The organism is Pedobacter sp. ok626, assembly GCF_900100435.1.
Classification (GTDB): Bacteria; Bacteroidota; Bacteroidia; order Sphingobacteriales; family Sphingobacteriaceae; genus Pedobacter.
In genome coordinates this window covers 181,485-207,117 of the sequence record NZ_FNEX01000004.1, presented here as the reverse complement: position 1 = coordinate 207,117, position 25,633 = coordinate 181,485, and the positions used below count along the sequence as shown (strand labels likewise).

Here is a 25,633-nt window from a genome sequence, read left to right as displayed (position 1 = left end):
ACTCACTCAATCTTTTTTACTTTTGCAGCATTCTAACCAAAATTTCATAGTATGTTAAAGAAGTACCAATCCGAGTTCCAAAACTGGATTGAAAAAGAAAAGAAAGCTATTGAATTGATCAATATCGTGGGCCAGCTTTGGTTCGACAGATCTGTTGAACTGGTATTATTCCGAAAACCCTTATTTGATGTAGGCAGCAGCGAGATCCTTGCACACCACCAATATGCAAAAGAAGTAAGTGGAAAGGACATCAGCATTTACGAAACTTTAGAATTAGCTGCTACCATTGCCAAATGCAACTTAGCTCCTTCGAGAGTGGATGTTGGACGACTGGCTTCTGAATGGTTGGAAAACAACAACAACTACCCTTCTATTCATGACTTTGTTGTCGACAAATTAAGCAAACACATCGGCAAAGACAAAATCAGTCTGAAAGCCAAAGATGTAGTTCTATTTGGTTTTGGTCGTATCGGCAGAATTGCTGCCCGTGAGCTTATCCTACAAGCAGGTAAAGGGGAACAACTACGGTTAAGAGCAATTGTAACCCGCAGTTATAGCGATGAAGAATTGATTAAAAGAGGTGAATTGTTGCGTACGGATTCTATCCATGGTCCTTTCAATGGTACCATCGTTGAAGATTTTGCAAACAAGGCTTTAATCATCAACGGACAAACTATTTATTTTATTCAAGCTGAATCACCAGAATCGGTGGACTATACAGCTTATGACATCAAGGATGCCCTTTTAATAGACAATACAGGTATTTATCGCGACCGTGAGGGTTTAGGTAAACACTTAAAATCTAAGGGAATTAGTAAAGTTTTGCTTACTGCACCGGCTAAGGGCGATATTCCTAATGTGGTTACAGGTATTAATGATTCAGACATTGATTTCAAAAAGGAAACCATTTTGTCAAATGCTTCTTGTACCACTAATGCAATCGTTCCGGTATTAAAAATAGTAGATGATGCTTTTGGTATTGAAAAGGGACATATTGAAACGGTTCACTCTTATACAAATGACCAGAATTTGCTGGACAATTACCATAAAAAATACCGTAGAGGACGCTCGGCAGCACTAAACCTGGTAATTACAGAGACAGGTGCAGATAAAGCTGTAGCCAAGGTAATTCCGCATTTAGGTGGTAAGTTAACAGGAAACGCTGTACGTGTTCCTACACCTAATGTATCGCTTGCTATATTGAACTTATCTTTGAACAAGGTAACTTCTAAAGCTGAAGTCTCGGAGATATTGAAACAAGCGTCTTTATTTGGTGACTTAACTGAGCAGATTGAATATTCGATCTCGAACGAGTTGGTAAGCACTGATTTAATCGGAAACAGTCACGCTTCTATTATTGATGGCCCTGCTACCATTATTGCAAAAGACAATAAGTCTATCGTGCTTTACGCATGGTATGACAATGAGTATGGCTATACCAGGCAGGTGATTCGTTTGGCTAAAAAAATGGCCGGCGTCGTAAGATTGACTTACTACTAAGCCTATTTAATACACGAAAAGACCCGTTCTACTATAATTGAGCGGGTCTTTTTTGCATTCCATTAAAACTGTATTATTTTCGGCTTGGTCTGCACAATATTTTCAATGTGGTCCATCACTTCATCGGTAAGCAAGGGTAACACCTCTAAAGCTGTCAGGTTCTCATCTAACTGCTCTGTTTTTGAAGCGCCCAAAATTACTGTGCTTACATTTGGATTTTTAAGGCACCATGCAAGGGATAATTTAGCTAAGGATACATCTAACTCATCTGCCAAGGTTTGCAATTGCTCCGCCTTCTTTAATTTTTCCTCATTTAGCACCGCCTCTTTCAACCATTCCATCCCTTTTAATTCTAATCGGGTATTCTTCGTTTTTTTAGCAGTATACTTACCAGATAACAACCCAGAAGCCAATGGCGACCAAACGGTAGTCCCTAATCCATATTCTTTAAACAACAATAGATATTCATTTTCCAGCTTATTTCGCTCCATCAAATTATATTGTGGTTGTTCCATGGTAGGCCCAATCAGGTTGTACTGTTTAGCGACCCGTATAGCCTCCATAATCTCAGCAGCACTCCACTCCGATGTACCCCAATACAAGATCTTACCTTGCTGCAAAAGTGTATTCATTGCCCACACAGTTTCCTCTATAGGCGTATTTCTATCGGGACGGTGGCAGAAGTAAAGATCTAAGTAATCAACATGTAATCTTGACAAAGCACCATTACACGCTTCAATAACATGTTTGCGCGATAGCCCTACCCGATTTGGACCTTTGTTTTCGGTACCAAAAAAGACTTTGCTGGAAAGTACAAAAGACTCGCGTTCCCATTTGTGTGCCTTTAATATTTTCCCCATTACGATTTCCGACTTTCCGGCAGCATACCCTTCTGCGTTATCGAAGAAGTTAACCCCTGCATCATAAGCTATCCCCATAAGGTCATCTGCAGTTTTATCACTAATCTGGTGTCCAAAAGTAAGCCAACTACCTAACGACAAAGCGCTCACCTGCAAGCCAGATTTTCCTAAATGCCTGTATTCCATTTTTAAATTGTTTTTTGATTAATACTAGATATCCAATTAACGAACTAATCTAAAACAGCGGGGTTGGCTATAAGTTTTACAAAAAAAGGATGACCAGTATATCAGTAACTATATTTACCTTTATATGATGCTGAAATTTACTCCTATGAATGCTTACCTACTGATATCCTTAGGATTGTTATTGAGTTGTGGTACGGTAAAAAATGCTGGTACTCTCCCTACAGACCAACAATTGTTAAAAGATGTGGAAATTCTATCTTCTGACAGCTATCAAGGTCGCAAGACAAATACAAAGGGAGCTGAAATGGCAAGAACATATCTAGCCAATAGATTCAAAGCGATAGGCTTAGCATCATTTGCTCAGTTAAAGGGCTATGAACAACCTTTTTCTTTTACAAATGGTAATAAAGCAGCTATTAACGGAATAAACATGATTGGCTATATTCAAGGCAATAGCGATCAGGTAATCGTTATTTCTGCGCATTATGACCATTTGGGCATCATTAACAACAAAATATACAATGGCGCTGATGACAATGCTTCAGGTGTTGCAGCCTTGTTAAAGTATGCAGCTTATTATAAGAGTCACAAACCCAATCACACTTTGATTTTCGCTGCTTTTGATGCAGAGGAAATGGGCTTGGAAGGTGCTAAGGCATTTGTTGCTAAGCCGCCTGTAAAACTGGATAGGATCATCATGAACATCAATATGGACATGATTAGTCACAATGATAAAGCCGAGCTTTATGCCTGTGGTACTTTTAAGTATCCTTCATTAAAGAATTACTTTTACACCTCTAATCCCAAAGTGAAAGTGTTATTTGGACACGATGACCCAAAATTAGGGCATGATGACTGGACCAGTCAAAGTGATCATTCAGCTTTTAACGATAAAAATATTCCTTTTATTTATTTTGGCGTTGAAGACCATAAGGATTATCACAAGGCGAGTGATAAATATGAAAATATTAATAAAACGTTCTTTATCGATGCCAGCAACTCTATTCTAGAGATCATTAATAACATCGATAAAGAACGTGATATACAGCGGCTATTTCACCAAAATCTGCAAATGAAAAAGCAGTAAGGCTTAAAATTCTATATCCAGCAAACTGTTTAATGGAATATGTATCCCGCTTTTTAATTGAAGATAGTCAGATGTAACCGACCATACTGTTGTTGAAACAGTTTTCGGTCCTTCCTTGGTATTGAATGTAATGTCTGCTTTAGATTTAAATTCATTCCCTAATCGTTGTGCAGCATTTAATTTATCTCTTAATTCTTCGGTATGATTCTGATCCGCGTGAATGATTTGGCTGATGTCTATCGCTTCTTTTTCTATTAATTCCCCTAACATAATTATATTGGCTAAAATCTTAACTAAACGTGCTTTTAATCTATTATAATACAATAAAACAAAAAAAGAGCCATACTTCAAAGCTATTTACACAATTGTGTCAATAATGTTTCAGAAGAAATTATTTTAAGCCTTTTCGTGTTTCAATCATTCCTATAAACTCACTATTTGGATCTAAGGGTCTAAAATTTGTGCTATTAAATGGTACGCTTTGCGTAGTCACACCTCCTGCATCCACTGAGCTAATTTTATTGGAACCCACTGCTGCCGATCCCGGAACAAGTAAATTAAGTGCCAAGGCTGTGTAACTATCTCGCTCATCTCCAAACGAATAAGTAGGCGTGTCATTAGTACTTATTACATCAGGAACCATTCCGCTATAATAGCCACCTTCATTATTCGAATTTCGGGTCTCAAAAAGCGACATATACACTTCATATCGGTTTTGAAGTACAATTGGGAAAAAGCCCACCGGTTTTCCATAAGTAGTAGTCCCTACCAACTTTACATTCAAATAAGGTTTCAATGAATTGATCAGTAGTTCACTTGCTGATGCCGTACTTCCAGAAACGATAAACACGACGTTATTTATCCCATTCACACTTCCTTTTTTACTAAAATAAGTGTTATTGACAGCTGCAGTCGTTGAATAATCGAGATCTGCATAAGTCAGCATTACACCATTACTCCTATACCGTATTTTCCCCGCAGCATCTAACAGGGGCTGATGAGACAGGATTGTAGCCTTACCACTTTGCATGGTAGAATTATAGATTTCGGTATACATCTTCTTTCCTGTTAAACTTGAAGGCGCTATTAAATTGGCTAGATAAGTTGCCGATTCCACATACCCCCCACCGTTATACCTTAGATCTATAATTAAGTCTGTGACCCCTTGTGCACTAAAATCAGCAAAAACGGGATCTAAACTCAGATCACTTGGTGTATCAAAGTTAGTTAATGCAGAAAATCTTGCATAAGACAAGTAACCGATCTTTCTTCCAGATTTAGCGATCACCGTTGAAGCATACACAGGGCTGCTTTTATAAGATGCTTTATTTAGCGTTACATTAAATGGGGCGTTATCCGCATAATTATTACCAGTAAGCGTTACCGATGTAGCATTCATTGATGCCAGTACACCCGCCGATTCGCCGTCGTAACTAGCGCCAATTGAAGAGCCATTCACCGTTTTAATAACCCAACCACGTTTCACTCCTGCTTTATCTGCCGGAGAACCTGGATAAACCGCTGTAACGAATAACAAATATGGTCTCGGAGCAGCATTACTAGTTAAATAAAAAACCGCGCGAATACCAATATCATTTCCATTTCCTGCCAGATCAACAGCTGCTTCGGCTCCCGGATTACTAGCCAGAGGCTGAGGATTATTAGATAAAATATCATTAATATACGAATACCTTGTGCTTGCTGGATTAGAAGAATTATACTCGTAAGGCTTTCCTGTTGATGGATTTATTTTAAACCTGGTAATGTCAAAAAGCTCTTGATTATACCCAGTAATGTCTGGCGATGTTTTATATTTCCTTGGATCAAAGGTATCGTAATCAGGTAATGCATCATTCCAGAAGTAGATTTGCTGAGCATACAAAAATAATGAATCGTTTGTGAGGTACGTTCTATCTGTAGTAGGCGTCTGCTTAGTATTTTGCCCCAAATTTTGTGGCACGACAGTAGGAGCCGGTTCTGGCTCTACTTTAGATTTTTTACATGCTGAAATGGATACAATAACCAGCAGCAATAAAAGGAAATTAGACTTCCTTGACCATATGATGGATTTCATTTGAAATATTTTATATAAATATACGACTAATTACAAACGTAATTAGACTTTAAATAGTTCATTTACATCCAAATAATCTATTTTACACTTCGAGGCACTACTTTTTGCAAAATTGGAATTTCCAATTAACAGTACCTTTTCTTTTTTTAACTCTTGCTTTTCCAGAATCAATTTCAATGCATCTTTCTGTGGTTCAAACTCTTCTGTAAAGAATACGGTAAGGTATTTTTCAAGTCCATTCCAGTCAGTTTGTTTAATTTTATTGAGTTGAGTAGCAGGATTTCCACTTACCAATAGCAATATTTGCTTACGCTCTAAAACGATAGATTGCAAGAAATTTAAGACTTCACGATAGATCAACAGCTTAAGTGGCAAACGTGCGCTATGCATTAGCATATCAAAATTAACCTTGTATTTTTCAGGGATATTGAATTTCGCAGCTGTTTTCGCAAAGATATCATCAGCACCTGCCTCCTGATAAGTCTCTTGCATATACTTAAGAACTTCAGCTGCATTAAGCTGTTCTCCATACTCAATAAACTGAGCAAAAAGATAGTACACTTGGAGGAAGTAATCTTTCTCAGGATAAATTACATTGTCTAGTTCAAAAACGAAGGATTCCTTTTCTTGTAGGTATTTTTCAAAAATCATTATTGTGCTGTCGGTTTGTTTGTATCAGTTGCGGTCAGGATATCGATGTTAAACTCCTTAAATAATACGCTTGACTTTAGTAATTCTTCTGTTTCAAAATCATTCAAGGCCAAAATGGCATCTGCAGCTTCATTTAAGCAATGATTTAACAGGTTATGCGCAATGATATCGTCGTTCCGTTCGCCAAGCGACAGGAATTTATAAGTTGCTGATGGAAAACTAGGCATATCACCATAATCGGCAAGTATGATATTATCTGAAGTAAACTGTTTAGCTTGTTTTAAAGCTTGGGCCGACTTCCCGCCTGTGATTAATATCCTCATATAATTAAGCCATCTTTCATGGTCACAACCCTGTCGCTTATTTTCGCCAGGTCTTCATTATGGGTTACAATAACAAATGTTTGTTTAAAATTATCACGAAGAGTGATAAAGAACTCATGCAGAGCGTTGGCATTTGCAGAATCCAAATTACCGGAAGGCTCATCAGCAAGGATGATTGCCGGGTTATTGATAAGCGCCCTTGCTACTGCAATACGCTGTTGCTCGCCACCAGACATTTGATTTGGCTTATGATCTGCCCTATCTTTTAAGCCAAGCAGATCAAGCAATTCCATTGCGCGCTGCTCCGCTTGTTTCTTTCCTGTTTTGGCTATAAAAGCCGGAATACAAATATTTTCGAGTGCTGTAAACTCTGGTAACAGGTGATGAAACTGAAATACGAAACCTATATTACGGTTACGAAAAACACTAAGCAACTCACCCGAAAGCTTGCTCACTTTAGTTCCTTTCAACTCCACTTCTCCATGATCAGGCTTATCTAATGTGCCCAGAATGTGTAAAAGCGTGCTTTTACCAGCTCCTGATGCACCTATAATACTTACAATTTCACCTTTTGACACTTCAAAATCCACACCTTTTAATATAGGCAGGTTTCCATAAGCTTTTTTTATACCTGTGGCTTTTAGCATTTTGCAAACTTACAAAAACATCAGGCAAGGTTTAACAAATATGCCACAACAAATAATCTTAAATATTATTTGGAAGTTTATGAATATAAAGTAACTTTGAAAAACAAAGTACTTTTAAAATGAACAACCAAGAAGAACAACTCAGTGCATTGAACGACATCAAAAAGTTGATGGACCGTTCATCCAGATTTATTTCTTTAAGCGGATTATCAGGCGTGTTTGCTGGTTTTACAGCCTTGGTTGGTGCTTATCTGGCCCATATAGAGATAGCAGATTTTATAGATGGTACTTATAAATATGGTTCTTCAGAACTGGACCTGGAATTTAACCTAATAAAAATAGGTTTGGGTGTTCTAATTGTTGCCCTGATTGGAGGCTTATTGCTAACATTTAGACAGAGTAGAAAAAAGAAACTTCCATTTTGGGACAGAACTACAAAAAATCTATTGTTGAATTTAGCTATCCCATTGTTTTCGGGCGGATTGTTTATAATCGCCTTACTTTTTGTTCACCCTGGCACTTATGGATTAATCGCTCCTTCTTGCTTGCTCTTTTACGGATTAGCATTAATTAACGCTAGCAAATACACTTATACAGATATTCGTTTTTTAGGCTTCTGTGAAATTATACTGGGACTAATCGCCATGTTTTATATCGGCTATGGTCTTTATTTCTGGGCTATTGGATTTGGTGTTCTTCATATCTTTTATGGTATGTTGATGTACTTTAAATATGAAAGGGCTAAATAATGAAGAACCCAATAGAGGCCCTCAATAAAATATTCGACAGCCGAATCAGACTGGGGGTTATGTCGATATTAATAGTTAATGATAGCATTAGTTTCAATGAACTAAAACAATTGCTGGAGTTAACTGATGGTAACCTTGCCTCCCATTTAAACACCCTTGAGCAGGCCGAATACTTAAAAGTTCAAAAATCATTTATTGGAAAAAAAACAAATACAACATATATCATAACAGAGCTTGGAAGACATGCATTTAAGGCGCACTTAGATGCTTTAGAAAAAATGATTAGAGGTATCTAATTTTTTTTATCCATACACTTTGAAATACAAAGCACTTTCAATAACTAAATAAAATAAAACCATCATGAGTAAACTCTCACAAACAGCAACAAAGATTACTCATGATAGCTTCATAACCATTAAAAATCAAATTATATTCTGATGAAAAACAAATCGAATTTCTTGGTCCTATCAACCATTTTTGGGGGATTATTATTTAACTATCTGTTTTGGACAGAAAGATTAGCACTGAATCTTTTAATTTATAGTCTATACGTCTTTACCATCACCTACTTCAATAAGGATATTGTTAAAAGTTTCAAGTTTAAAATTTATGCAGCGGCACATCTTTTAGCTGCAATTTTAGTTGTAATCAACAATTCAGATTTAACAATTGTTAGTTACTACATCAGCTTGGTTTTGTTTGTGGGTTTTAGCCACTATCCGCAAATCAGAACAGTATTTACGGCCGCTATTGCGACAATTTTACAATTTATCACCTTACCTTTTAATTTTATTCAAAGCTTATCGACAGTTAGTATTGGGAAATTTAATCTGCGACCAATTCTAAAATTCGCCAAATATGTTTTTATTCCAATAATAATAGTTTGGATTTTTACCGTCACCTACATGATCGCAAATGATGTGTTTGCACATTATATTGATACCCTCGTTCAAAATATATCCGATTTTTTAGGTAACATCTTAAGTTTCTTTTTCAAAGACATCACACTAGTTCGATTTTTACATTTCTGTCTCGGCGCGATAATAACCGGTGGTCTTCTCTTTACTTTTTTCAATCATAATTTGCAAAACGTTGAATCAAAAAGCACTGAAAAATTAGAAAGGATCAGAAAATCACCCAATCGCCATACCATATGGCGTGAAATGATTCAGACATTCAGCCCTAATTTGTTGACTAAAAAACTAGCACTTAAAACCGAATACATCACAGGCATCATTTCATTTATAGCTTTAAATCTTTTATTGCTGTCCGTAAATCTAATTGACATTACAACGTTATGGCTTGGTTACAAACCTTCAGGCAACTTCTCCGCAGATTTACACAAAGGAACTAATGCATTAATTTTCAGCATTATTATGGCAATGGCTGTAATTCTTTATTTTTTCAGAGGAAACCTAAATTTCTACAGCAAAAGCAAAACTTTAAAAATCCTCGCTTTCACCTGGATGATCCAGAACTGTATTCTTATCATCTCCGTATTTATCCGCGATGGCTATTATATCGAATTTCAAGGCTTAACACATAAAAGAATTGGTGTATTGATATTTGCAATACTTTGTACAATTGGACTTTCGACAGTCTACATTAAAGTAGCCAAACAAAAAACGCTATTCTATCTCTTTAAGATCAATGGACATATATGGTTCTCCTTACTACTCCTATTTAGCACGGTAAACTGGGATGTACTCATTGCAAAATACAATATCAATTATACAAGCCCCTCCGGTATCGATCTTGATTACCTGTTTTCATTATCAGACAAAACACTACCCGTTTTAGATAAAAACAGGGCTAAATTATACCCCTGTTCAATCCCCGATCTAAAAAACCCAAAGGCTGTATTGCTGACACCAAATGATGAATTTCAAAAGCGACTTGATCGACGAATCGGCTACTTCGCTGAGCGATATCAAAAAGTGACCTGGTTATCCTGGAATATGCCGGATTGGAACACGGCTAGGTATTTTGGTCTGAATAAGAAATAAAAAATATGGACTTTAAAAAAAACACTTTTCATTACATCTTGGGAATTTTACTCTTTGGAATATTCAAAATTGCGTATACCCAAATGGATGCAAATGATTTATTTTTCATCTTATTGCCTACCGACAAAATTATTTCAGTCCTAACAAACTCGCCAGGAACATTTCTAAATGATTTAGGGTTTCTCCATCAAGATCTTAACATTTTAATAGAGAAATCCTGTTCTGGATTTAATTTCTTGATACTAAGCTTCATTATAGGTTATTTTATTAGTCTAAATCATTTTCACAACAGAGGGGGCAAGTACCTTTTAATCCCCTTAAGCCTTTTGTTAAGCTGGATCCTTACCCTATTTGTAAACACCTCAAGAATCATCATCGCTATTCTCTTAAATAAGTTGATAAAACCTCAGCTACAAGTTGGCCCCTGGTTACATCAGGCAGAAGGAACATTTGTGTACCTATTTTTTCTCATTCTATTCTATAAAACACAGAATTATCTGCTCACTAAATATTCTCCTATAAATGAAAAACTTGCTTAATTCAAGGTGGTTATTGTTAATAAACATCCTCCCTGTAACCTTATTATTTATAATTTTTTTCGGCAATTATAAAATCATTGAAAGTCTTTTAACTGCTGAAAGTAAGACTTTATGGTGTAAATTTTCTTTAGCCCTAATCGCGTTAACCGCTCTTCAATTAGGCTATATCATTTTTTGCGTGATTAAGAAACAGAACATTTCTATATTTTATGCCCTCTTAGCTCTGGTATTCTATATTTCTTTACTCTATTGTTATGCAGAATACAGCAGCATAGTTATCCCAAACAATATTCCAAATTGGATGATATCTTCAGAAGCCATCTTTTATCCTGGAACTTTCTTAATGCCAACTTTGGCGCATGCTCTTTTTGTATTGGTTGTTCTTTCAAGCCCCAAACCTAAAACAATCAATATATGGCAAAACTTTATATACGGAATATCGGTTCCAATAGCTAGTTATTTGTTTATTCAAATTATTCTACCACTATGGCGAAATCCAGAGAATTCTTTTGGAACCCATATCTTAATTATCTTATTTATAGTAGCATCGACATTATTTTTATTCTTCATTTGTAGAGCGATTTACAACTTAACCAACTTACAATCAGATTGGCTGTTAAAACATGCTATTTATTGGAAAATAATTATTGCTTTGCTGTTGCCTTTACTCGGACTTTGCTTTAACAACGGCCTAATTTCAATAAAAAATGGATTAGGCGAATCCATTTTTGGAAACTTTAAACATCCTTGGTTTTACATTATTGCTAGCATAAATGGAATATTAGTTTGTTTACCACCATTTAAAAATAACGTCTATCGTTTAATTCGCTTTTTTGGATTGTTAATCTGTTTTCCTTATACCATTTACTTCTTTTTAATATTCCTACCTTATTTACCGCTTGCCATTATCGCTGTTATCGCAATAGGAATAGGCTTTTTGATGCTAGCCCCTTTATTTTTGTTCATTCTTCAAACCAATGAGCTTTACAAAGAATTCCAATATCTAAAACAAAACTATTCTCTAACAAAAATTACTATCGGAATCATTTCTTCTTTAAGCATCATACCACTTACTATTACGTGTCTTAATTTGAGAGATAAAACAATTTTAAACAGTGCATTGGAATATGTTTATAGTCCTGATTACTCAAAAAGCTATTCTGTTGATCGAGAATCACTATCTAATGTACTGACGATTATCAAGCAAAATAAAGGTCGCAACACATCCTTTTCTAATGACAACACGCCTTTTATCACCCCATACTATAATTGGCTAGTCTTAAATAACATGATTTTATCCGACGTAAAAATTAACACTTTAGAGCAGATATTTTTCGGGGAAGCGATCAAACAAACAGCGACTGTTCAAAACAGCTTCATTAGCACAATTAAGCTATCGAAAATAAAAAGCAGGAGTATGTTTGATGAAAAACAACAAGCATGGATCAGTTCGGTAGATTTAGAATTAACAAATCCTGATTCAACAAACTTAGCTAGCTATGAAATAGAATTTACTTTACCAGAAGGATGCTGGATTAGCAATTACTACCTTGATATCGAGAATAGAAGAGAACACGGAATACTGACCGAAAAAAAATCAGCGCTTTGGATTTTTTCGCAGATTAGAAATGAGAACCGAGACCCCGGAATTTTATACTATCTGACAGGAAATAAAATTGCTTTCAAAATATTTCCATTCGCAGCTAAAGAAGTAAGAAAAAGTCGAATAACTTTTATTCATAAAGAGCCCGTTACTTTAAATTTTGATGGAGAAACTGTTTCCATGGGTAATACCCGTCCCAATAATCCCACTAAGGTTGAAACAATTAACAATACTTTCTATATACCTCCAAATGAAAAAATCAAATTACAATTGGTTAAGCGGAAACCCGTATATCATTTAATTATCGACGTTTCTAAAGACAAAGCAAAAAACATTAGAAGTTACTGCGCTAGAATTGAAAACTTTATAATCAACAATCACATTAAAAAAGAGGACATCAGACTTCAGCTAACAAATTCCTATTCTACTGAAAGTCTAATGAGCGAAGATTGGAAAACCAAACTGAGCAGACAGCCATTCGATGGTGGATTTTATCTTGAAGGCACTATTAAAAAAATTCTGGCGAATAATTACAAAAATAACGGTTGTACATTTCCAATCATGATTGTACTTACCAATGGCTTAGAAAATGCAATTATGCAAAATGATTTTTTAGATTTTAAAATAACATATCCCGAAAATTCAAATTTCTACGAGCTAGATGGTAACCATAAACTATGGATACATACTTTAAGTACAAATCCAAAGTCAAGATTATCTTCGGCCACAACAGTCTCAAATTCAATTCCAGTATATGCCTGGCCAAATCCTAAAAATCCCATTGCTTATTTACCAAAGGATAATCAGCCTTCTATAGTCATTGGCACTAAGCCCAATACTGATGAGTCACAAACCGAAAAAAAATCATGGCTTTCCGGCTTAAACCTTCAGGGCATATGGATTAGAAACACCTTAAATCCGAGTCCATCTAACCATCCTCATTTTAAACTGGTTAAACAAAGCATAATAAGTGGAATATTGTCTCCATCGACTTCATTTATCGTTGTAGAAAATAAAGCACAAAAGATGGCTTTATTAAAAAAGCAAAAGCAGATTCTATCCGGGAATAAAAATCTGGATCCTGATGAAGAAACTCAAAGTATGGCTGAACCAAACCTGTACCTTTTGATGGCCTTATTATTGGCAATTTCCATCTACAGATTCAAAAAAAATATTTTTTACGCTCCCTAGCCCTTGCAAACGGTTGTCAGATTCTGTCTAAACCCCACTCAAATCGTGAGTGGGGTTCTGCAAGGGAAGTTTATGTAGAATTAAACCTTTCATTTCTAAAAAAACGTAATCGCTATTTGTTTAAAGGCTTTTGAAGTTGTAGATTTGAACAAATTTTTTCAGCATAATGAATATCCACGAATATCAAGGTAAAGAAATACTTAAAAGTTTTGGAGTAGCCGTACAAGAAGGTGTAGTAGCCGACACGGTAGAGCAGGCTGTAGAAGCTGCTAAAAAAATGAAAACCGATTATAACTCCGACTGGGTTGTGATTAAAGCTCAAATCCACGCTGGTGGACGCGGTAAAGGTGGAGGCGTAAAATTAGCCAAAAATCTGGATGAGGTTAAAGAAAGAGCTACCGCTATATTAGGTATGCAATTGGTAACTCCTCAAACCGGTCCTGAAGGAAAGAAGGTTAACAAAATTTTAGTTGCGCAGGATGTTTACTATCCAGGAGCTTCAGAAACCAAAGAATTTTATGTTAGTGTGTTGTTAAACCGTTCAACCGGAAGAAACATCATCATGTACTCTACCGAAGGTGGAATGGACATTGAAGAGGTTGCTGAACACACTCCACACTTGATCTTCAAAGAAGAAATCGACCCTAAAGTTGGTTTACAAGGATTTCAGGCACGTAAAATCGCTTTCAACTTAGGTTTAAGCGGTGGCGCTCATAAAGAAATGGTAAAATTTATTACCGCTCTTTATAAAGCATACGACAGCACTGATTCTGCTATGTTTGAAATCAACCCTGTATTAAAAACATCTGATGATAAAATCATCGCTGTTGATGCTAAAGTAGATTTAGACGAGAATGCTTTATTCCGTCATCCTAATTATGCAGCAATGCGTGATAAATTGGAAGAAGATCCTACTGACGTAGAAGCAAGTGAATCAAACCTTAACTATGTAAAACTTGACGGTAACGTTGGTTGTATGGTTAACGGTGCTGGTTTAGCTATGGCAACTATGGACATCATTAAAATTGCCGGTGGTGAGCCTGCTAACTTCCTTGATGTAGGTGGAACTGCAAATGCACAAACTGTTAAAGCTGGTTTTAACATTATCCTTAAGGATCCAAATGTAAAAGCCATCTTGATTAACATCTTTGGTGGTATTGTACGTTGTGACCGTGTTGCTCAAGGTGTTATTGATGCTTACAATGAAATCGGTGATGTTCCAGTTCCTATCATTTGCCGTTTACAAGGTACAAATGCTGTAGAAGCTAAAAAACTGATCGATGAGTCAGGATTGAAAGTTTACTCAGCTATCGCATTGCAAGATGCTTCTGACTTAGTAACGAAAGTATTAGCGAGCTAAAACAACAGTTTTTACTGTAACCATATTAAAAAGCTACCTTCAAAAGAGGTAGCTTTTTTTTTCTAAAAATTCGGCCCAAAACCGTCGATTTCGTCGAGGGAATAACTTAGGTCATCGTTCATTTCAGGACGTTGGTCTATTTTCCTGCAACTATTGCAACGTATCCAGATTAATACCGTCTTAATAATGTCTATCAAGACAATGCGAAAAACTAATCTGCTACCCATGAAAACAATTAAACTCTTTTTATCTATTACCCTATCCATCATTATTTTCTCTTTAACCAATCTCAATGCACAGGGAAACAATTACACAGGCGAAATAGCGGGTAAAGTAACAGATGAAAAGCAAGACGCTTTTCCTTACGCTTCTGTTAGTTTGTTAAATGCTAAGGACTCGACATTAGTAAAAGGGACACTTAGCAATGACAACGGTAACTATCGCTTAACAAACATCAATCAGGGAACTTATCTGATAGCTATTTATGTAGTTGGCTACAAAAAAACATATAAAGGGCCTTATACCATTACAGCAACAAATCAGTCACATAAGCTAGACGCTACACAATTAAATCAGGATACCAAACAACTACAAGGTGTTGAAATCGTGAGACAAAAGCCATTAATAGAGCGAATGATTGACAAAACTGTAATCAATGTAGAGAACAGTGCCCTAACAGCTGGCAACTCCGCCTTAGAGATCCTGGAAAAGCTGCCTGGTGTAGCCGTCGATAAAGATGGCAAGGTTAGTCTGAAAGGCAAACAAGGAGTAAACATTATGCTTGATGGAAAATCTACTTATCTATCCTCAGAACAATTAGCTAATCTATTGCGCACCACAGAAGGAAGCGCGATCCAATCTATTGAATTGATTCCGAATCCTTCGGCAAAATATGACGCAGCAGGTAATTCAGGAATTATAAACATCAAGTTAAAAAAGAACCAAAACTACGGCACCAATGGCTCTGTAGATGCCGGCTTAGGATATGGTAGATATTACAAGGCCAACGGTGGATTAACCTTAAATCATCGGGAGAAAAAGTTTAATATTTTCGGGAACTTTAATTATGGACGCAATAAGAGGTATAGTGGTACTGATATTATGCGAACTAACAATACAGCAACTAACAAAACATATTTTGATCAAACCAATTACAATTTAAGAATCAGAAACAACATCAACTATAAAGGTGGTATTGACTACTTTATAAATAACAAAAGCACGATAGGCTTTTCATTTAATGGCTATAAAAGCGATGGTAAAAACGCATCTGATGTATTAACCTTAATTGGCGACCAACCCTTAAAAACAGACTCCTCAGTAGTGGCAAAAAATCCAAATGATTACAAATACACAGGTATCTCTTACAACCTAAATTACAAAGGAACAATTGATACGCTGGGGCAAGAAATTAGCATTGATGCCGATTATTCAAATTATACAGGCCTGGAAAATAACAATTTCAACAATCGATACTTAGACGCACAGGGGCAAATACTAAAACCTCCATACTTATTCAGAAATGCCACACCTACCAAAACAAACATTAAGGCTATAAAAGCGGATTACACCTACCCCATCAGCAAAGAGCTGAAACTAGAAGTAGGCATAAAATCCAGTTTTGTAAAAACGGACAACAACTTCATATTCGAGAACTTTGAGAACGGCGGTTGGATAAACGATAACAAGCGGACTAATCAATTTCTTTATGACGAAAATATTAATGCCGCTTATAGTAATCTGACCAAAAAATTTAAAACAACATCTGTACAATTAGGTCTGAGAGCAGAACAAACTAATTCAAAAGGAAACTCTATCACCGACAATAAAATTGTAAACAGACATTACATCAACTTATTTCCTAGTGTTTTTATAAGCCAGACACTCTCCAAAGATCACGATATGGGCTTTTCATATAGCAGAAGGATCGACAGACCAGATTATGAATCTCTGAATCCCTTTGTAAGTTTCCTGGATTTATATTCTTACCGTTTTGGAAACCCCTTCTTAAAACCTCAGTACACCAATTCCCTTGAAGTTTCTTACACTTATAAAAAGAATTTAAACATCACATTCGGCTACAGTAGAACTACAGACGTAATTTCTAATGTTTTATTAACTGATACTGCCAAAAAAACCATTTTCATCTCCTCCGAAAACCTTGCTACACAAGATTCATATAACATGAATATCACCTATCCTATAAAAATCACAGACTGGTGGAACAGCAACAATAACCTGAATGTGTATTATAATAAATTCAAAACTCCAGATTTATTGGGCAGCCCTTTTGAGAGCGGAAGAGTTGCATTTCACCTGAATACGACCCAAACTATTACTTTAAACCCGACGACCAATTTAGAACTTTCTGGCAACTACGAATCTAAACAAGTCGCTGGAACCTTATTAATCGACCCTCAATACAGTATAGACTTAGGAATTAAGAAATCTGTGATGGATAAGAAAATGGATATTAAACTAGCTGTCAATGATATCTTTAAAACACAAGGAAATAAAATCACCAGCGCCCTACCTTCTCAACACTATGTAATTAAAGAAAGATGGGAAAGCCGTGTATTTCGCTTATCCTGTACCTATCGATTTGGAAGTAATGACATCAAAGCTGCATCTAAGCGATCTAGCAGTTCGGAAGCAGAAAGAAAAAGAGTTAAATCTGGCGGTTAAAAAATAAGAGGCCTATATCCATCCAGATATAGGCCTCTCTAACCAAATATAAATTAAACGAGCATTACAAATATAGAGATATATTCTAAAAACAAGCAATAAAATAAATAAAATTCAATTTTATTTTCAATAAAAAGCCAAAAACACAAATAATATTCACAAAAACAACATTAAAAACATACAAAAAACAAAATCCAATACAAAAAACACAAACGAAACACACAACAATAAACCAAAAACAACAATAAATCTAAAAACACCCATCAAAAACAACCAAAATAAAAACAAAAACTAATTAAAATCATAAAAACACCAAACAAAAACAACAAAAACAAAACAAACATCCGACAAAAATCAAAATTCACTCAAAATAACCTTCTAAAATATTAAGCTGTTATTTATTCATGATTTTCCTTATTTTTGACACTCTCCATAATAAAATCATGATACACAGAGAAAAAGTAAAAAGTCTACTCGAGACAGAAGAGTTTAACAGAGAAGTAACCGTTATGGGTTGGGTACGTACTTTCCGTAACAACCAGTTCATCGCTATAAATGATGGCTCCTGCATGGGAAACATCCAGATCGTTGTTGATTTTAATAATACTCCTGAGGCATTGCTTAAACGCATCACTACTGGTGCCGCTATAGCTGTAAAAGGTACGCTGGTTGAATCTGTTGGAAAAGGCCAAAAAGTAGATATCAAAGCTGAATCTATCGAAATACTGGGCGACAGTGACCCGGAAAAATTCCCTTTACAACCAAAAAAACATAGTCTTGAGTTTTTAAGAGAAATTGCGCATTTACGTTTCCGTACCAATACATTTAATGCTGTTTTTAAAGTACGTCATGCTTTAGCCTTTGCCGTACACCAGTTTTATAATGAAAGAGGCTTTGTGCATATGCATACACCAATCATTACAGCATCAGATGCTGAAGGTGCCGGCGAAATGTTTAAAGTAACAACATTGGACCTGGATAACCCACCTCGTACTGAAGATGGTCAGATTGATTATTCTGAAGATTTCTTTGCACGCTCTGCAAACCTTACTGTTTCCGGACAGCTTGAGGGTGAGTTAGCTGCAATGGCATTTGGACAAATCTATACTTTCGGACCTACATTCAGGGCCGAAAATTCAAATACTACCCGTCATCTTGCTGAATTCTGGATGATTGAACCTGAGGTTGCTTTTGCCGACCTTGAGGACAACATGAACCTGGCAGAAGACATGCTAAAGTATGTAATTGACTATGCCATTAAAAACTGTAAAGAGGAATTAGAATTCCTGAACAACCGTTTACTGGAAGAAGAAAAAACAAAACCTCAAAATGAACGTAGCGAATTATCGCTGTTAGACAAGTTAAATTTCTGTTTAACCAACGACTTTGAGCGTGTAACTTATACTGAAGCGATTAAAATCTTAAAATCTTCAAAACCTAATCAGAAAAAACAGTTTAAATATCTGATTGATGAATGGGGAGCTGACTTACAGTCAGAACATGAGCGCTTCCTGGTTGAGAAACACTTTAAAAAACCAGTGATCTTAACAGACTACCCTGCTGACATCAAATCTTTCTATATGCGTCAGAACGAACCTGATGAACAAGGAAGAAAAACAGTAGCCGCAATGGACATCCTTTTCCCTGGAATAGGTGAAATTGTAGGTGGATCAGCCAGGGAAGAAAGGTTAAACAAGCTAACTCAAAGAATGCAAGACATGAACATCCCTCAGGAAGAGTTATGGTGGTTTTTAGACACCAGACGCTTTGGTTCTGCTCCACATGCGGGCTTTGGATTAGGCTTTGAAAGACTTGTTCTATTTGTAAGTGGTATGACCAATATCAGAGATGTAATCGCTTTCCCTCGTTTCCCAAAAAACGCAGAGTTTTAACATCGATAAATCATAAACAAAAATGCCCTGAACTAATTATTAGCTCAGGGCATTTTTGTTTACAAAGCAATTCCTTTAAGGCTTGCTTTTTCCTTCATCCAGGTGATCTGAATAAGAGTTTGCATGCGCATAATCCACAAGAGACACCTTATAATCTGTAGGTACAAAACTCGATGAAGTACTCAGTGCCATCCCCAACTCAAACCTTAATGGATAAGGCGTTTGCAATAAACTACCTTCTGGTATGTAAGGGAAACTTTCAATATATGATTGCATCAGATTTGGAGCTACCCTACGATTAATATAAGCACGTGTAAGCTGATGCGTATGGTGTAAACCTGCTGCGCCTAACAACTCAACTGCACTTGCCACAGTCAGCCTATGAAAGTTAAATACCCGCACCTTTTTATCTTCTACAACTAGACCTTTCATTAAACTTGGATCTTGCGTAGCAACGCCCGTTGGACAAGTATTACTATTACATTCCAACGCTTGTATACAACCTAAGGCAAACATCATCCCTCTTGCCGAATTACACATATCAGCACCAAGTGCAATGTTTTTAACCAGATCAAATCCTGAAGCCACTTTACCAGAGGATATAATTTTAATATGTTGTTTTAAATTAAAGCCTGTAAGCACATCATACACAAAAGCCACAGCTTCTCGTAAAGGCATCCCTACGGCATTTGAAAACTCTTGCGGAGAAGCACCAGTACCACCTTCACCCCCATCCACAGTAATAAAATCTACGTAGATGCCAGTCTCCACCATCGCCTTGCAAATAGCGAAAAACTCACTTCTACGACCAATACACAGTTTTATACCGACTGGCTTTCCTCCTGATAGCTCGCGAAGCTGTTTCACAAAACCCACCAACTCAATTGGCGTTTTAAAAGCAGCATGTCCTGGCGGAGAAATCACGTCGAACCCTTCTTTTACCAGCCTGATCCTTGCGATTTCAGGTGTAACCTTACGAGCTGGCAATATTCCGCCATGACCAGGCTTAGCACCTTGCGAAAGCTTAATTTCGATCATTTTAACCTGATCTGTTTTAGCACGTTCACCAAATGCTTCAGGATTAAAAGTGCCATCATGGTTGCGACAACCGAAATAACCAGTTCCAATTTGCCAGATCAAATCACCACCTGGATTGGCATGATAATCACTTATCCCACCTTCACCTGTATTGTGTGCAAAACCACCCAACTTAGCACCGCCATTTAAAGCCAAAATAGCGTTCTGACTTAGGGAACCAAAGCTCATCGCAGATATATTATAAATACTAGCAGAATAAGGCTTTAAACAAGCCGGTCCGCCAACCAATACGCGTGGATCTGAACTCAGTTCGTGATGGCTAATAGCTGAAATGCTATGACTTAACCACTCGTACCCGTTCTCATATACATCCAATTGCGTTCCAAAAGGTATGGTATCGTTCTCCATTTTAGCTCTTTGATAAATCAACGAACGATTTAAACGACTAAAAGGCTTACCATTGGTATCGCTCTCTACAAAATATTGATAAACTTTAGGCCTCAGATCTTCTGCCAAATACCTTAACCGACCTATCACAGGATAATTCCTTACAATACTATGCTTAGGCTGATAAAGATCATAAATACCTAATAAAACAACCGGACCGGTAAAAATGGCTATCCACCATAAGGGCGGATAAGTAAGTCCCAACATAATTGTTAGTGCTACCAAAAATGCAGCAATTGCGACAAATGCTTTTCTCATACTTATCAATTTAGTAAATGACCTGCAAATTGACCAATAATAATCCAATTTCGGCCTAAGATTTGTGTAATTTTACATATGCTTATCAAAATCTATCCTGAGAACCCAAATCCTAAAGCAATAGAACAAATTGTTGAAGTCTTAAAAAAGGGTGGTTTAATCATTTACCCTACTGATACAATTTACGGATTAGGCTGCGACATCACAAACCACAAAGCCATTGAGAAGATATGTAGGATAAGAGGAATTAAGCCTGAGAAGGCAAACTTTTCTTTTATATGCTCCGATCTAAGACACATTTCAGATTTCATTAAACCTATTGACACGGCTACCTTCAGGGTATTAAAAAAAGCACTCCCAGGACCATTCACCTTTATTCTAAATGCAAACAATAATGTACCTAAACTACTTAGTTCTAACAAAAAAACTATTGGTATAAGGGTACCTGATAACGCAATTGCGCAGGAAATTGTAAGGCAATTGGGAAACCCTATTCTTTCGACCTCTATACGCGACGACGATGAGGTGATTGAATATTCAACCGACCCCGAATTGATTCATGAAAAATATGAAGAATTGGTCGACATTGTAATTGATGGTGGATATGGTGATAATGAAGCATCTACTGTTGTAGATTGTACCTCCGGTGACTTTGAAATCATCCGTGAAGGAAAAGGAGACCTGAGTAGTTTTCTATAGTTTTATTCAAAATAGTTATCTTTACCCATATGGCTAAACTATTAAATGTACAAGCTTTTAAAGACTTCTTTCGCTCTGGTCAAATTGGTGGTGTAATTCTCCTTGTTTGCGTAGCTGTTTCGCTCTTTATTGCCAACTCATCTTACGCTCCCGCCTTTTCTACTTTATTGGCTACAGATTTTGGTTTTACCTTTGGTACGCAAATCTATTCATTTACTGTATCTGCCTGGATAAATGATGCCTTAATGGCTGTGTTCTTTTTACTAGTAGGTTTAGAGATTAAGCGTGAAATGATAGAGGGAGAACTCTCTTCCGTAAAGAAAGCATCGCTACCTGTAATCGCTGCTTTGGGTGGAATGTTGGTTCCTGCTTTCATTTATTTTATGTTCAATAAAGGGCAATCTACTGCTTCTGGATGGGGTATACCAATGGCAACTGACATTGCTTTTGCATTGGCCATCATATCTATGTTAGGCAAAAGCGTCCCTACATCATTAAAAGTATTTTTAGCTGCTTTAGCCATCGTAGATGACCTTGGCGCCATTTTAGTAATTGCCGTATTTTACACCAATGAAGTCCACTTCCATTACCTCCTAATGGCTGGAGGAGTTTTAGCCTTATTGCTAATCTTCAACTTCTTTAACATCAAACCACTATATTTCTACCTTATACCTGGTGTATTTCTGTGGTATTTTATTCACCACTCAGGCATACACGCTACAATTGCCGGAGTGCTTTTAGCCTTAACCATTCCAACGAATAAAACCAATATAGAATCGCCCCTTGAAAAATTGGAGCATTTGCTAAATGGACCTGTAAATTACTTTATCATGCCCATTTTTGCTTTAGCCAACACCAATATCACTTTTCAAAAAGAGATGGTTGATGGTCTTGCATCTCCGCTTGGCTTGGGTATTATTGTTGGGCTATTTGCTGGTAAAACTATCGGGGTAACATTATTCTCCTGGATAGGCGTAAAACTTAAGCTGGGGAGTTTACCGACTAGATCGGGATGGAAACACATTATAGGATTGGGCATGCTCGCCGGTATCGGCTTTACCATGTCTATCTTTATTTCCTTGCTATCTTTTAGCGATGAGCTTCATATTACAGAAGCTAAGTTTGCTGTACTTTGTGCTTCTGTAATATCAGGCCTTGTTGGTTTTATCTTTTTAAAATCAATCCCTAAAAAGAAATCAGAGGTTATTGCTTAAACTTTTGCATAAAAGTTTTGATGCTGCCGTTTAAATCATTCGGATCAAGTGCTTTAACAAAGGCGCTACCTATAATTGCACCATTGGCATATTGACAAGCCTTATCAAAAGTCTCCTTACTATTAATCCCAAAACCGATCATCGTTGGATTATTGAGTTTCATAGCTGTAATTCTAGAGAAATAGCTCTCCGTATCTTCAGAAACTTGCAGGTGCTGACCAGTGGTAGCTGAAGTAGAAATCAGGTAAATAAAACCATTGGTTAAACCGTCGATTTTGCGGATACGTTCTGGCGAAGTTTGCGGGGTAACCAGAAATATATTGCTCAAGCCATTCTCTTCAAATATCGTTTGATACAATTCTTCGTACTCTGCCATCGGTAGATCGGGCACTATGCAACCATCTACCCCTACTTCCACACAGGCTTTGCAAAAATTCTCCACCCCAAATTGCAATAGCGGATTTACATAACCCATCAGCAAAACAGGAATATTCACCCTTTTACGAAGCGCTGCAAGCTGTTCAAACAACAACTTTAAAGTCATCCCCTGATCTAATGATTGCTTACTGCTAGCCTGAATAGTTGGCCCATCAGCAACAGGATCTGAATAAGGGAATCCGATCTCTAAAAGGTCGGCCCCAGCCTGCTCCAATGCTTCTGCTATATTTACCGTATCATTTAAACCCGGATAGCCAGCTGTATAATATATTGACAGTATGTTTTTCTTGTTCTGAAAAAGTTCTTTTATTCTGCTCATTACTTTTAAATATTCAATTATAAATTAAAGTACTTCATGTAAGTATCCATATCCTTATCTCCTCTTCCCGACAAGCAAACCACTACGTTTTCTTTCCCTGTAAAGGTCATCTTCTCCAGATAAGCCAATGCATGTGCGCTTTCGATTGCCGGAATGATCCCCTCCATTTGTGTCAATAACAAACCAGCCTGTAGCGCTTCGTCATCTGTAATAGAAACATATTGGCCGCGCCCCGTTTTAAACAAATGCGCATGCTGAGGGCCAATACCCGGATAATCCAACCCTGCAGACACAGAATGAGGCTCCACCACTTGTCCGTCCTCTGTTTGCATCAAAATACTTCTACTTCCGTGCAACACGCCTTCTTTACCTAAAAACGTTGTCGCAGCAGAGAAACCAGTGTCCACACCTTTACCACCAGCTTCAACAGCAACCAGCTTTACATTTTCATCATCAATAAAATGAAAAAACATCCCCATCGCATTGCTACCACCACCTACACAAGCCAGCACATAATCAGGCTGATCATTTCCAGTCTGCTCGATCAATTGCTTCTTGGTTTCTTCAGAGATAATAGACTGAAAGATAGCCACCATATCAGGATAAGGATGTGGACCAACTACAGATCCGATGATATAATGAGTATCTACCGGATTATTGATCCAGTCGCGCATAGCCTCATTAGTTGCATCTTTTAAAGTTTTACTTCCTGAAGTTGCAGGCACCACTTTTGCGCCCAGCATTTTCATTCTGGCGACATTGGGAGCCTGACGTTCAATATCAACCTCCCCCATATAAACTACACACTCTAAACCTCTCAAAGCACATACGGTAGCTGTAGCTACGCCATGTTGCCCCGCACCTGTTTCGGCAATGATTCGTTTTTTACCAAGACGTTCGGCCAATAGAATCTGCCCGATGGTATTGTTAATTTTGTGTGCACCAGTATGGTTCAAATCCTCTCTTTTCAGAAAGATATTGGCGTTGTATTTTTTCGACAAGCGCTTGGCCAAATACAAAGGAGAAGGTCTCCCAACGTAATCTTTAAGTAGCTGATGAAACTCCTTTTGAAAGGATTCATCACCAATTATTTTAAGGTAATTCTGTCTCAGCTCTTCTACATTGGGATAAAGCATTTCGGGGATATACGCTCCACCAAAATCTCCATAATAACCTTTATCATTTACAAAATAACTCATATTGCTAGTTTATGCTTAAAATCATTCAATTTATCTATGTCCTTTAATCCCGGCGCCAACTCAAACCTACTGTTGATATCAATGGCATACAAACGGGAATCATTTATTTGTTTCAATTGCTCAATACTATCCGGACCTATACCTCCACTTAAAAAATAAGGCTTATTTAACTTATAGTTCTCAAGGAGCGACCAGTTAAAGACTTTACCAGAACCACCATGATCCGGAGTTTGTGTATCAAACAAAAAGTAATCAGCTACATTCGCATAAGCATTCAATGTATCGAAATCGAACTGTTCATCCACACCAAATGCTTTGATCAGTACTATCCCCGTATCTGCAAGTAAGCCCTTTAAGGCTATACAATATTTTACAGGCTCCTGCCCATGTAATTGAACAGCATTCAACCCATACATAACTGCCAGCTGGGCTACCCTATCCAACTCTTCATTCACAAAAACACCTGTTCTCCTGATTCCTGCGGGTAGATTTTTAACAAAGGAAGGAGTTAAGCCATCCACAAAGCGTTTAGACCCCCTATAAAAGATAAAGCCTAAATAATCGGGTTGCAAGGTGGTAACAGCCTGTATATTATCAGGCAATCTCATTCCGCATATTTTCAGTTTAACATCCATTTGTTTACAATTAATACCTTTGTTAAATTAAAG

The 25,633-nt window shown here is 37.0% G+C and carries 22 protein-coding genes; 12 read left to right on the top strand and 10 right to left on the bottom strand.

What is annotated here, in order from left to right; genetic code table 11:
* The first annotated feature begins 51 nt into the window (after positions 1–51).
* The gene (locus tag BLS35_RS07395; protein WP_090779358.1) at positions 52–1,500 is read left to right on the top strand and encodes a glyceraldehyde-3-phosphate dehydrogenase; all 1,449 of its coding nucleotides are present in this window, start codon (positions 52–54) and stop codon (positions 1,498–1,500) included.
* Between the two features lie 62 nt (positions 1,501–1,562).
* Here the strand turns inward: BLS35_RS07395 and BLS35_RS07390 are convergent, their stop codons facing one another.
* The gene (locus BLS35_RS07390) at positions 1,563–2,546 is read right to left on the bottom strand and encodes a potassium channel beta subunit family protein (RefSeq protein WP_090779356.1); all 984 of its coding nucleotides are present in this window, start codon (positions 2,544–2,546) and stop codon (positions 1,563–1,565) included.
* Between the two features lie 124 nt (positions 2,547–2,670).
* On the opposite strand from BLS35_RS07390, the gene BLS35_RS07385 reads away from it, so the two are divergent.
* The gene (locus tag BLS35_RS07385) at positions 2,671–3,633 is read left to right on the top strand and encodes a M20/M25/M40 family metallo-hydrolase (RefSeq protein WP_254778721.1); all 963 of its coding nucleotides are present in this window, start codon (positions 2,671–2,673) and stop codon (positions 3,631–3,633) included.
* A 3-nt stretch (positions 3,634–3,636) separates the two neighbouring features.
* Here the strand turns inward: BLS35_RS07385 and BLS35_RS07380 are convergent, their stop codons facing one another.
* The 5 genes from BLS35_RS07380 to BLS35_RS07360 form a co-directional block, all read right to left on the bottom strand.
* The gene (locus BLS35_RS07380) at positions 3,637–3,903 is read right to left on the bottom strand and encodes a hypothetical protein (RefSeq protein ID WP_175459578.1); all 267 of its coding nucleotides are present in this window, start codon (positions 3,901–3,903) and stop codon (positions 3,637–3,639) included.
* A 121-nt stretch (positions 3,904–4,024) separates the two neighbouring features.
* A complete protein-coding gene (locus BLS35_RS27480; protein WP_132225920.1) occupies positions 4,025–5,707 on the bottom strand; it encodes a S41 family peptidase in 1,683 nt (560 codons plus the stop codon).
* 42 nt (positions 5,708–5,749) lie between these two features.
* A complete protein-coding gene (locus tag BLS35_RS07370; protein WP_090779354.1) occupies positions 5,750–6,358 on the bottom strand; it encodes an HAD hydrolase-like protein in 609 nt (202 codons plus the stop codon).
* Positions 6,358–6,681 (bottom strand): hypothetical protein, encoded by a 324-nt coding sequence (locus BLS35_RS07365; protein WP_090779352.1) that lies wholly within the window; start codon positions 6,679–6,681, stop codon positions 6,358–6,360. The genes BLS35_RS07370 and BLS35_RS07365 overlap by 1 nt, the downstream gene beginning before the upstream one ends.
* Entirely contained in the window at positions 6,678–7,328 is a 651-nt protein-coding gene (locus BLS35_RS07360) for an ABC transporter ATP-binding protein (RefSeq protein ID WP_090779350.1), read from the bottom strand. Before BLS35_RS07360 ends, BLS35_RS07365 begins: the two co-directional genes overlap by 4 nt.
* A gap of 119 nt (positions 7,329–7,447) precedes the next feature.
* On the opposite strand from BLS35_RS07360, the gene BLS35_RS07355 reads away from it, so the two are divergent.
* The 8 genes from BLS35_RS07355 (at position 7,448) to asnS (ending at position 19,353) form a co-directional block, all read left to right on the top strand.
* Complete coding sequence (locus BLS35_RS07355) at positions 7,448–8,077, top strand: hypothetical protein (RefSeq protein WP_090779347.1); 630 nt, start codon at positions 7,448–7,450, stop codon at positions 8,075–8,077.
* The gene (locus BLS35_RS07350) at positions 8,077–8,373 is read left to right on the top strand and encodes a winged helix-turn-helix domain-containing protein (protein ID WP_090779345.1); all 297 of its coding nucleotides are present in this window, start codon (positions 8,077–8,079) and stop codon (positions 8,371–8,373) included. Before BLS35_RS07355 ends, BLS35_RS07350 begins: the two co-directional genes overlap by 1 nt.
* A 141-nt stretch (positions 8,374–8,514) precedes the next feature.
* Positions 8,515–10,083, top strand: coding sequence for a DUF4153 domain-containing protein (locus BLS35_RS07345; protein WP_090779343.1), 1,569 nt, complete (start codon positions 8,515–8,517; stop codon positions 10,081–10,083).
* A 5-nt stretch (positions 10,084–10,088) separates the two neighbouring features.
* On the top strand, positions 10,089–10,622 hold the full coding sequence (gene xrtK / locus BLS35_RS28360; RefSeq protein ID WP_090779341.1) for an exosortase K: 534 nt from the start codon (positions 10,089–10,091) through the stop codon (positions 10,620–10,622).
* A complete protein-coding gene (locus tag BLS35_RS07335; RefSeq protein WP_090779339.1) occupies positions 10,606–13,416 on the top strand; it encodes an MSEP-CTERM sorting domain-containing protein in 2,811 nt (936 codons plus the stop codon). The genes xrtK and BLS35_RS07335 overlap by 17 nt, the downstream gene beginning before the upstream one ends.
* Positions 13,417–13,582: 166 nt before the next feature.
* On the top strand, positions 13,583–14,776 hold the full coding sequence (gene sucC, locus BLS35_RS07330; RefSeq protein WP_090779337.1) for an ADP-forming succinate--CoA ligase subunit beta: 1,194 nt from the start codon (positions 13,583–13,585) through the stop codon (positions 14,774–14,776).
* A 225-nt stretch (positions 14,777–15,001) separates the two neighbouring features.
* Entirely contained in the window at positions 15,002–17,461 is a 2,460-nt protein-coding gene (locus tag BLS35_RS07325) for an outer membrane beta-barrel family protein (RefSeq protein WP_165973204.1), read from the top strand.
* 443 nt (positions 17,462–17,904) lie between these two features.
* Positions 17,905–19,353, top strand: coding sequence for an asparagine--tRNA ligase (gene asnS, locus BLS35_RS07320; RefSeq protein ID WP_090779333.1), 1,449 nt, complete (start codon positions 17,905–17,907; stop codon positions 19,351–19,353).
* A 75-nt stretch (positions 19,354–19,428) separates the two neighbouring features.
* Here asnS and BLS35_RS07315 read toward each other — a convergent pair whose 3' ends face one another.
* The gene (locus tag BLS35_RS07315; RefSeq protein WP_090779332.1) at positions 19,429–21,096 is read right to left on the bottom strand and encodes an FMN-binding glutamate synthase family protein; all 1,668 of its coding nucleotides are present in this window, start codon (positions 21,094–21,096) and stop codon (positions 19,429–19,431) included.
* Positions 21,097–21,174: 78 nt separating this feature from the next.
* On the opposite strand from BLS35_RS07315, the gene BLS35_RS07310 reads away from it, so the two are divergent.
* Both BLS35_RS07310 and nhaA read left to right on the top strand, forming a co-directional pair.
* Complete coding sequence (locus tag BLS35_RS07310) at positions 21,175–21,795, top strand: L-threonylcarbamoyladenylate synthase (protein WP_090779330.1); 621 nt, start codon at positions 21,175–21,177, stop codon at positions 21,793–21,795.
* Positions 21,796–21,824: 29 nt separating this feature from the next.
* Positions 21,825–23,009 carry a Na+/H+ antiporter NhaA gene (gene nhaA / locus BLS35_RS07305; protein ID WP_090779329.1) on the top strand — a complete coding sequence of 395 codons (1,185 nt, stop codon included), beginning with the start codon at positions 21,825–21,827 and terminating at the stop codon, positions 23,007–23,009.
* Here the strand turns inward: nhaA and trpA are convergent.
* The 3 genes from trpA to BLS35_RS07290 are packed head-to-tail and all read right to left on the bottom strand — an operon-like array spanning position 22,999 to position 25,600.
* Complete coding sequence (gene trpA / locus BLS35_RS07300) at positions 22,999–23,766, bottom strand: tryptophan synthase subunit alpha (RefSeq protein ID WP_090779327.1); 768 nt, start codon at positions 23,764–23,766, stop codon at positions 22,999–23,001. The two genes, nhaA and trpA, sit on opposite strands and share 11 nt — an antisense overlap.
* A 17-nt stretch (positions 23,767–23,783) precedes the next feature.
* On the bottom strand, positions 23,784–24,965 hold the full coding sequence (gene trpB / locus BLS35_RS07295) for a tryptophan synthase subunit beta (protein WP_090779325.1): 1,182 nt from the start codon (positions 24,963–24,965) through the stop codon (positions 23,784–23,786).
* A complete protein-coding gene (locus BLS35_RS07290; RefSeq protein ID WP_090779323.1) occupies positions 24,962–25,600 on the bottom strand; it encodes a phosphoribosylanthranilate isomerase in 639 nt (212 codons plus the stop codon). Before BLS35_RS07290 ends, trpB begins: the two co-directional genes overlap by 4 nt.
* Positions 25,601–25,633: the final 33 nt, after the last annotated feature.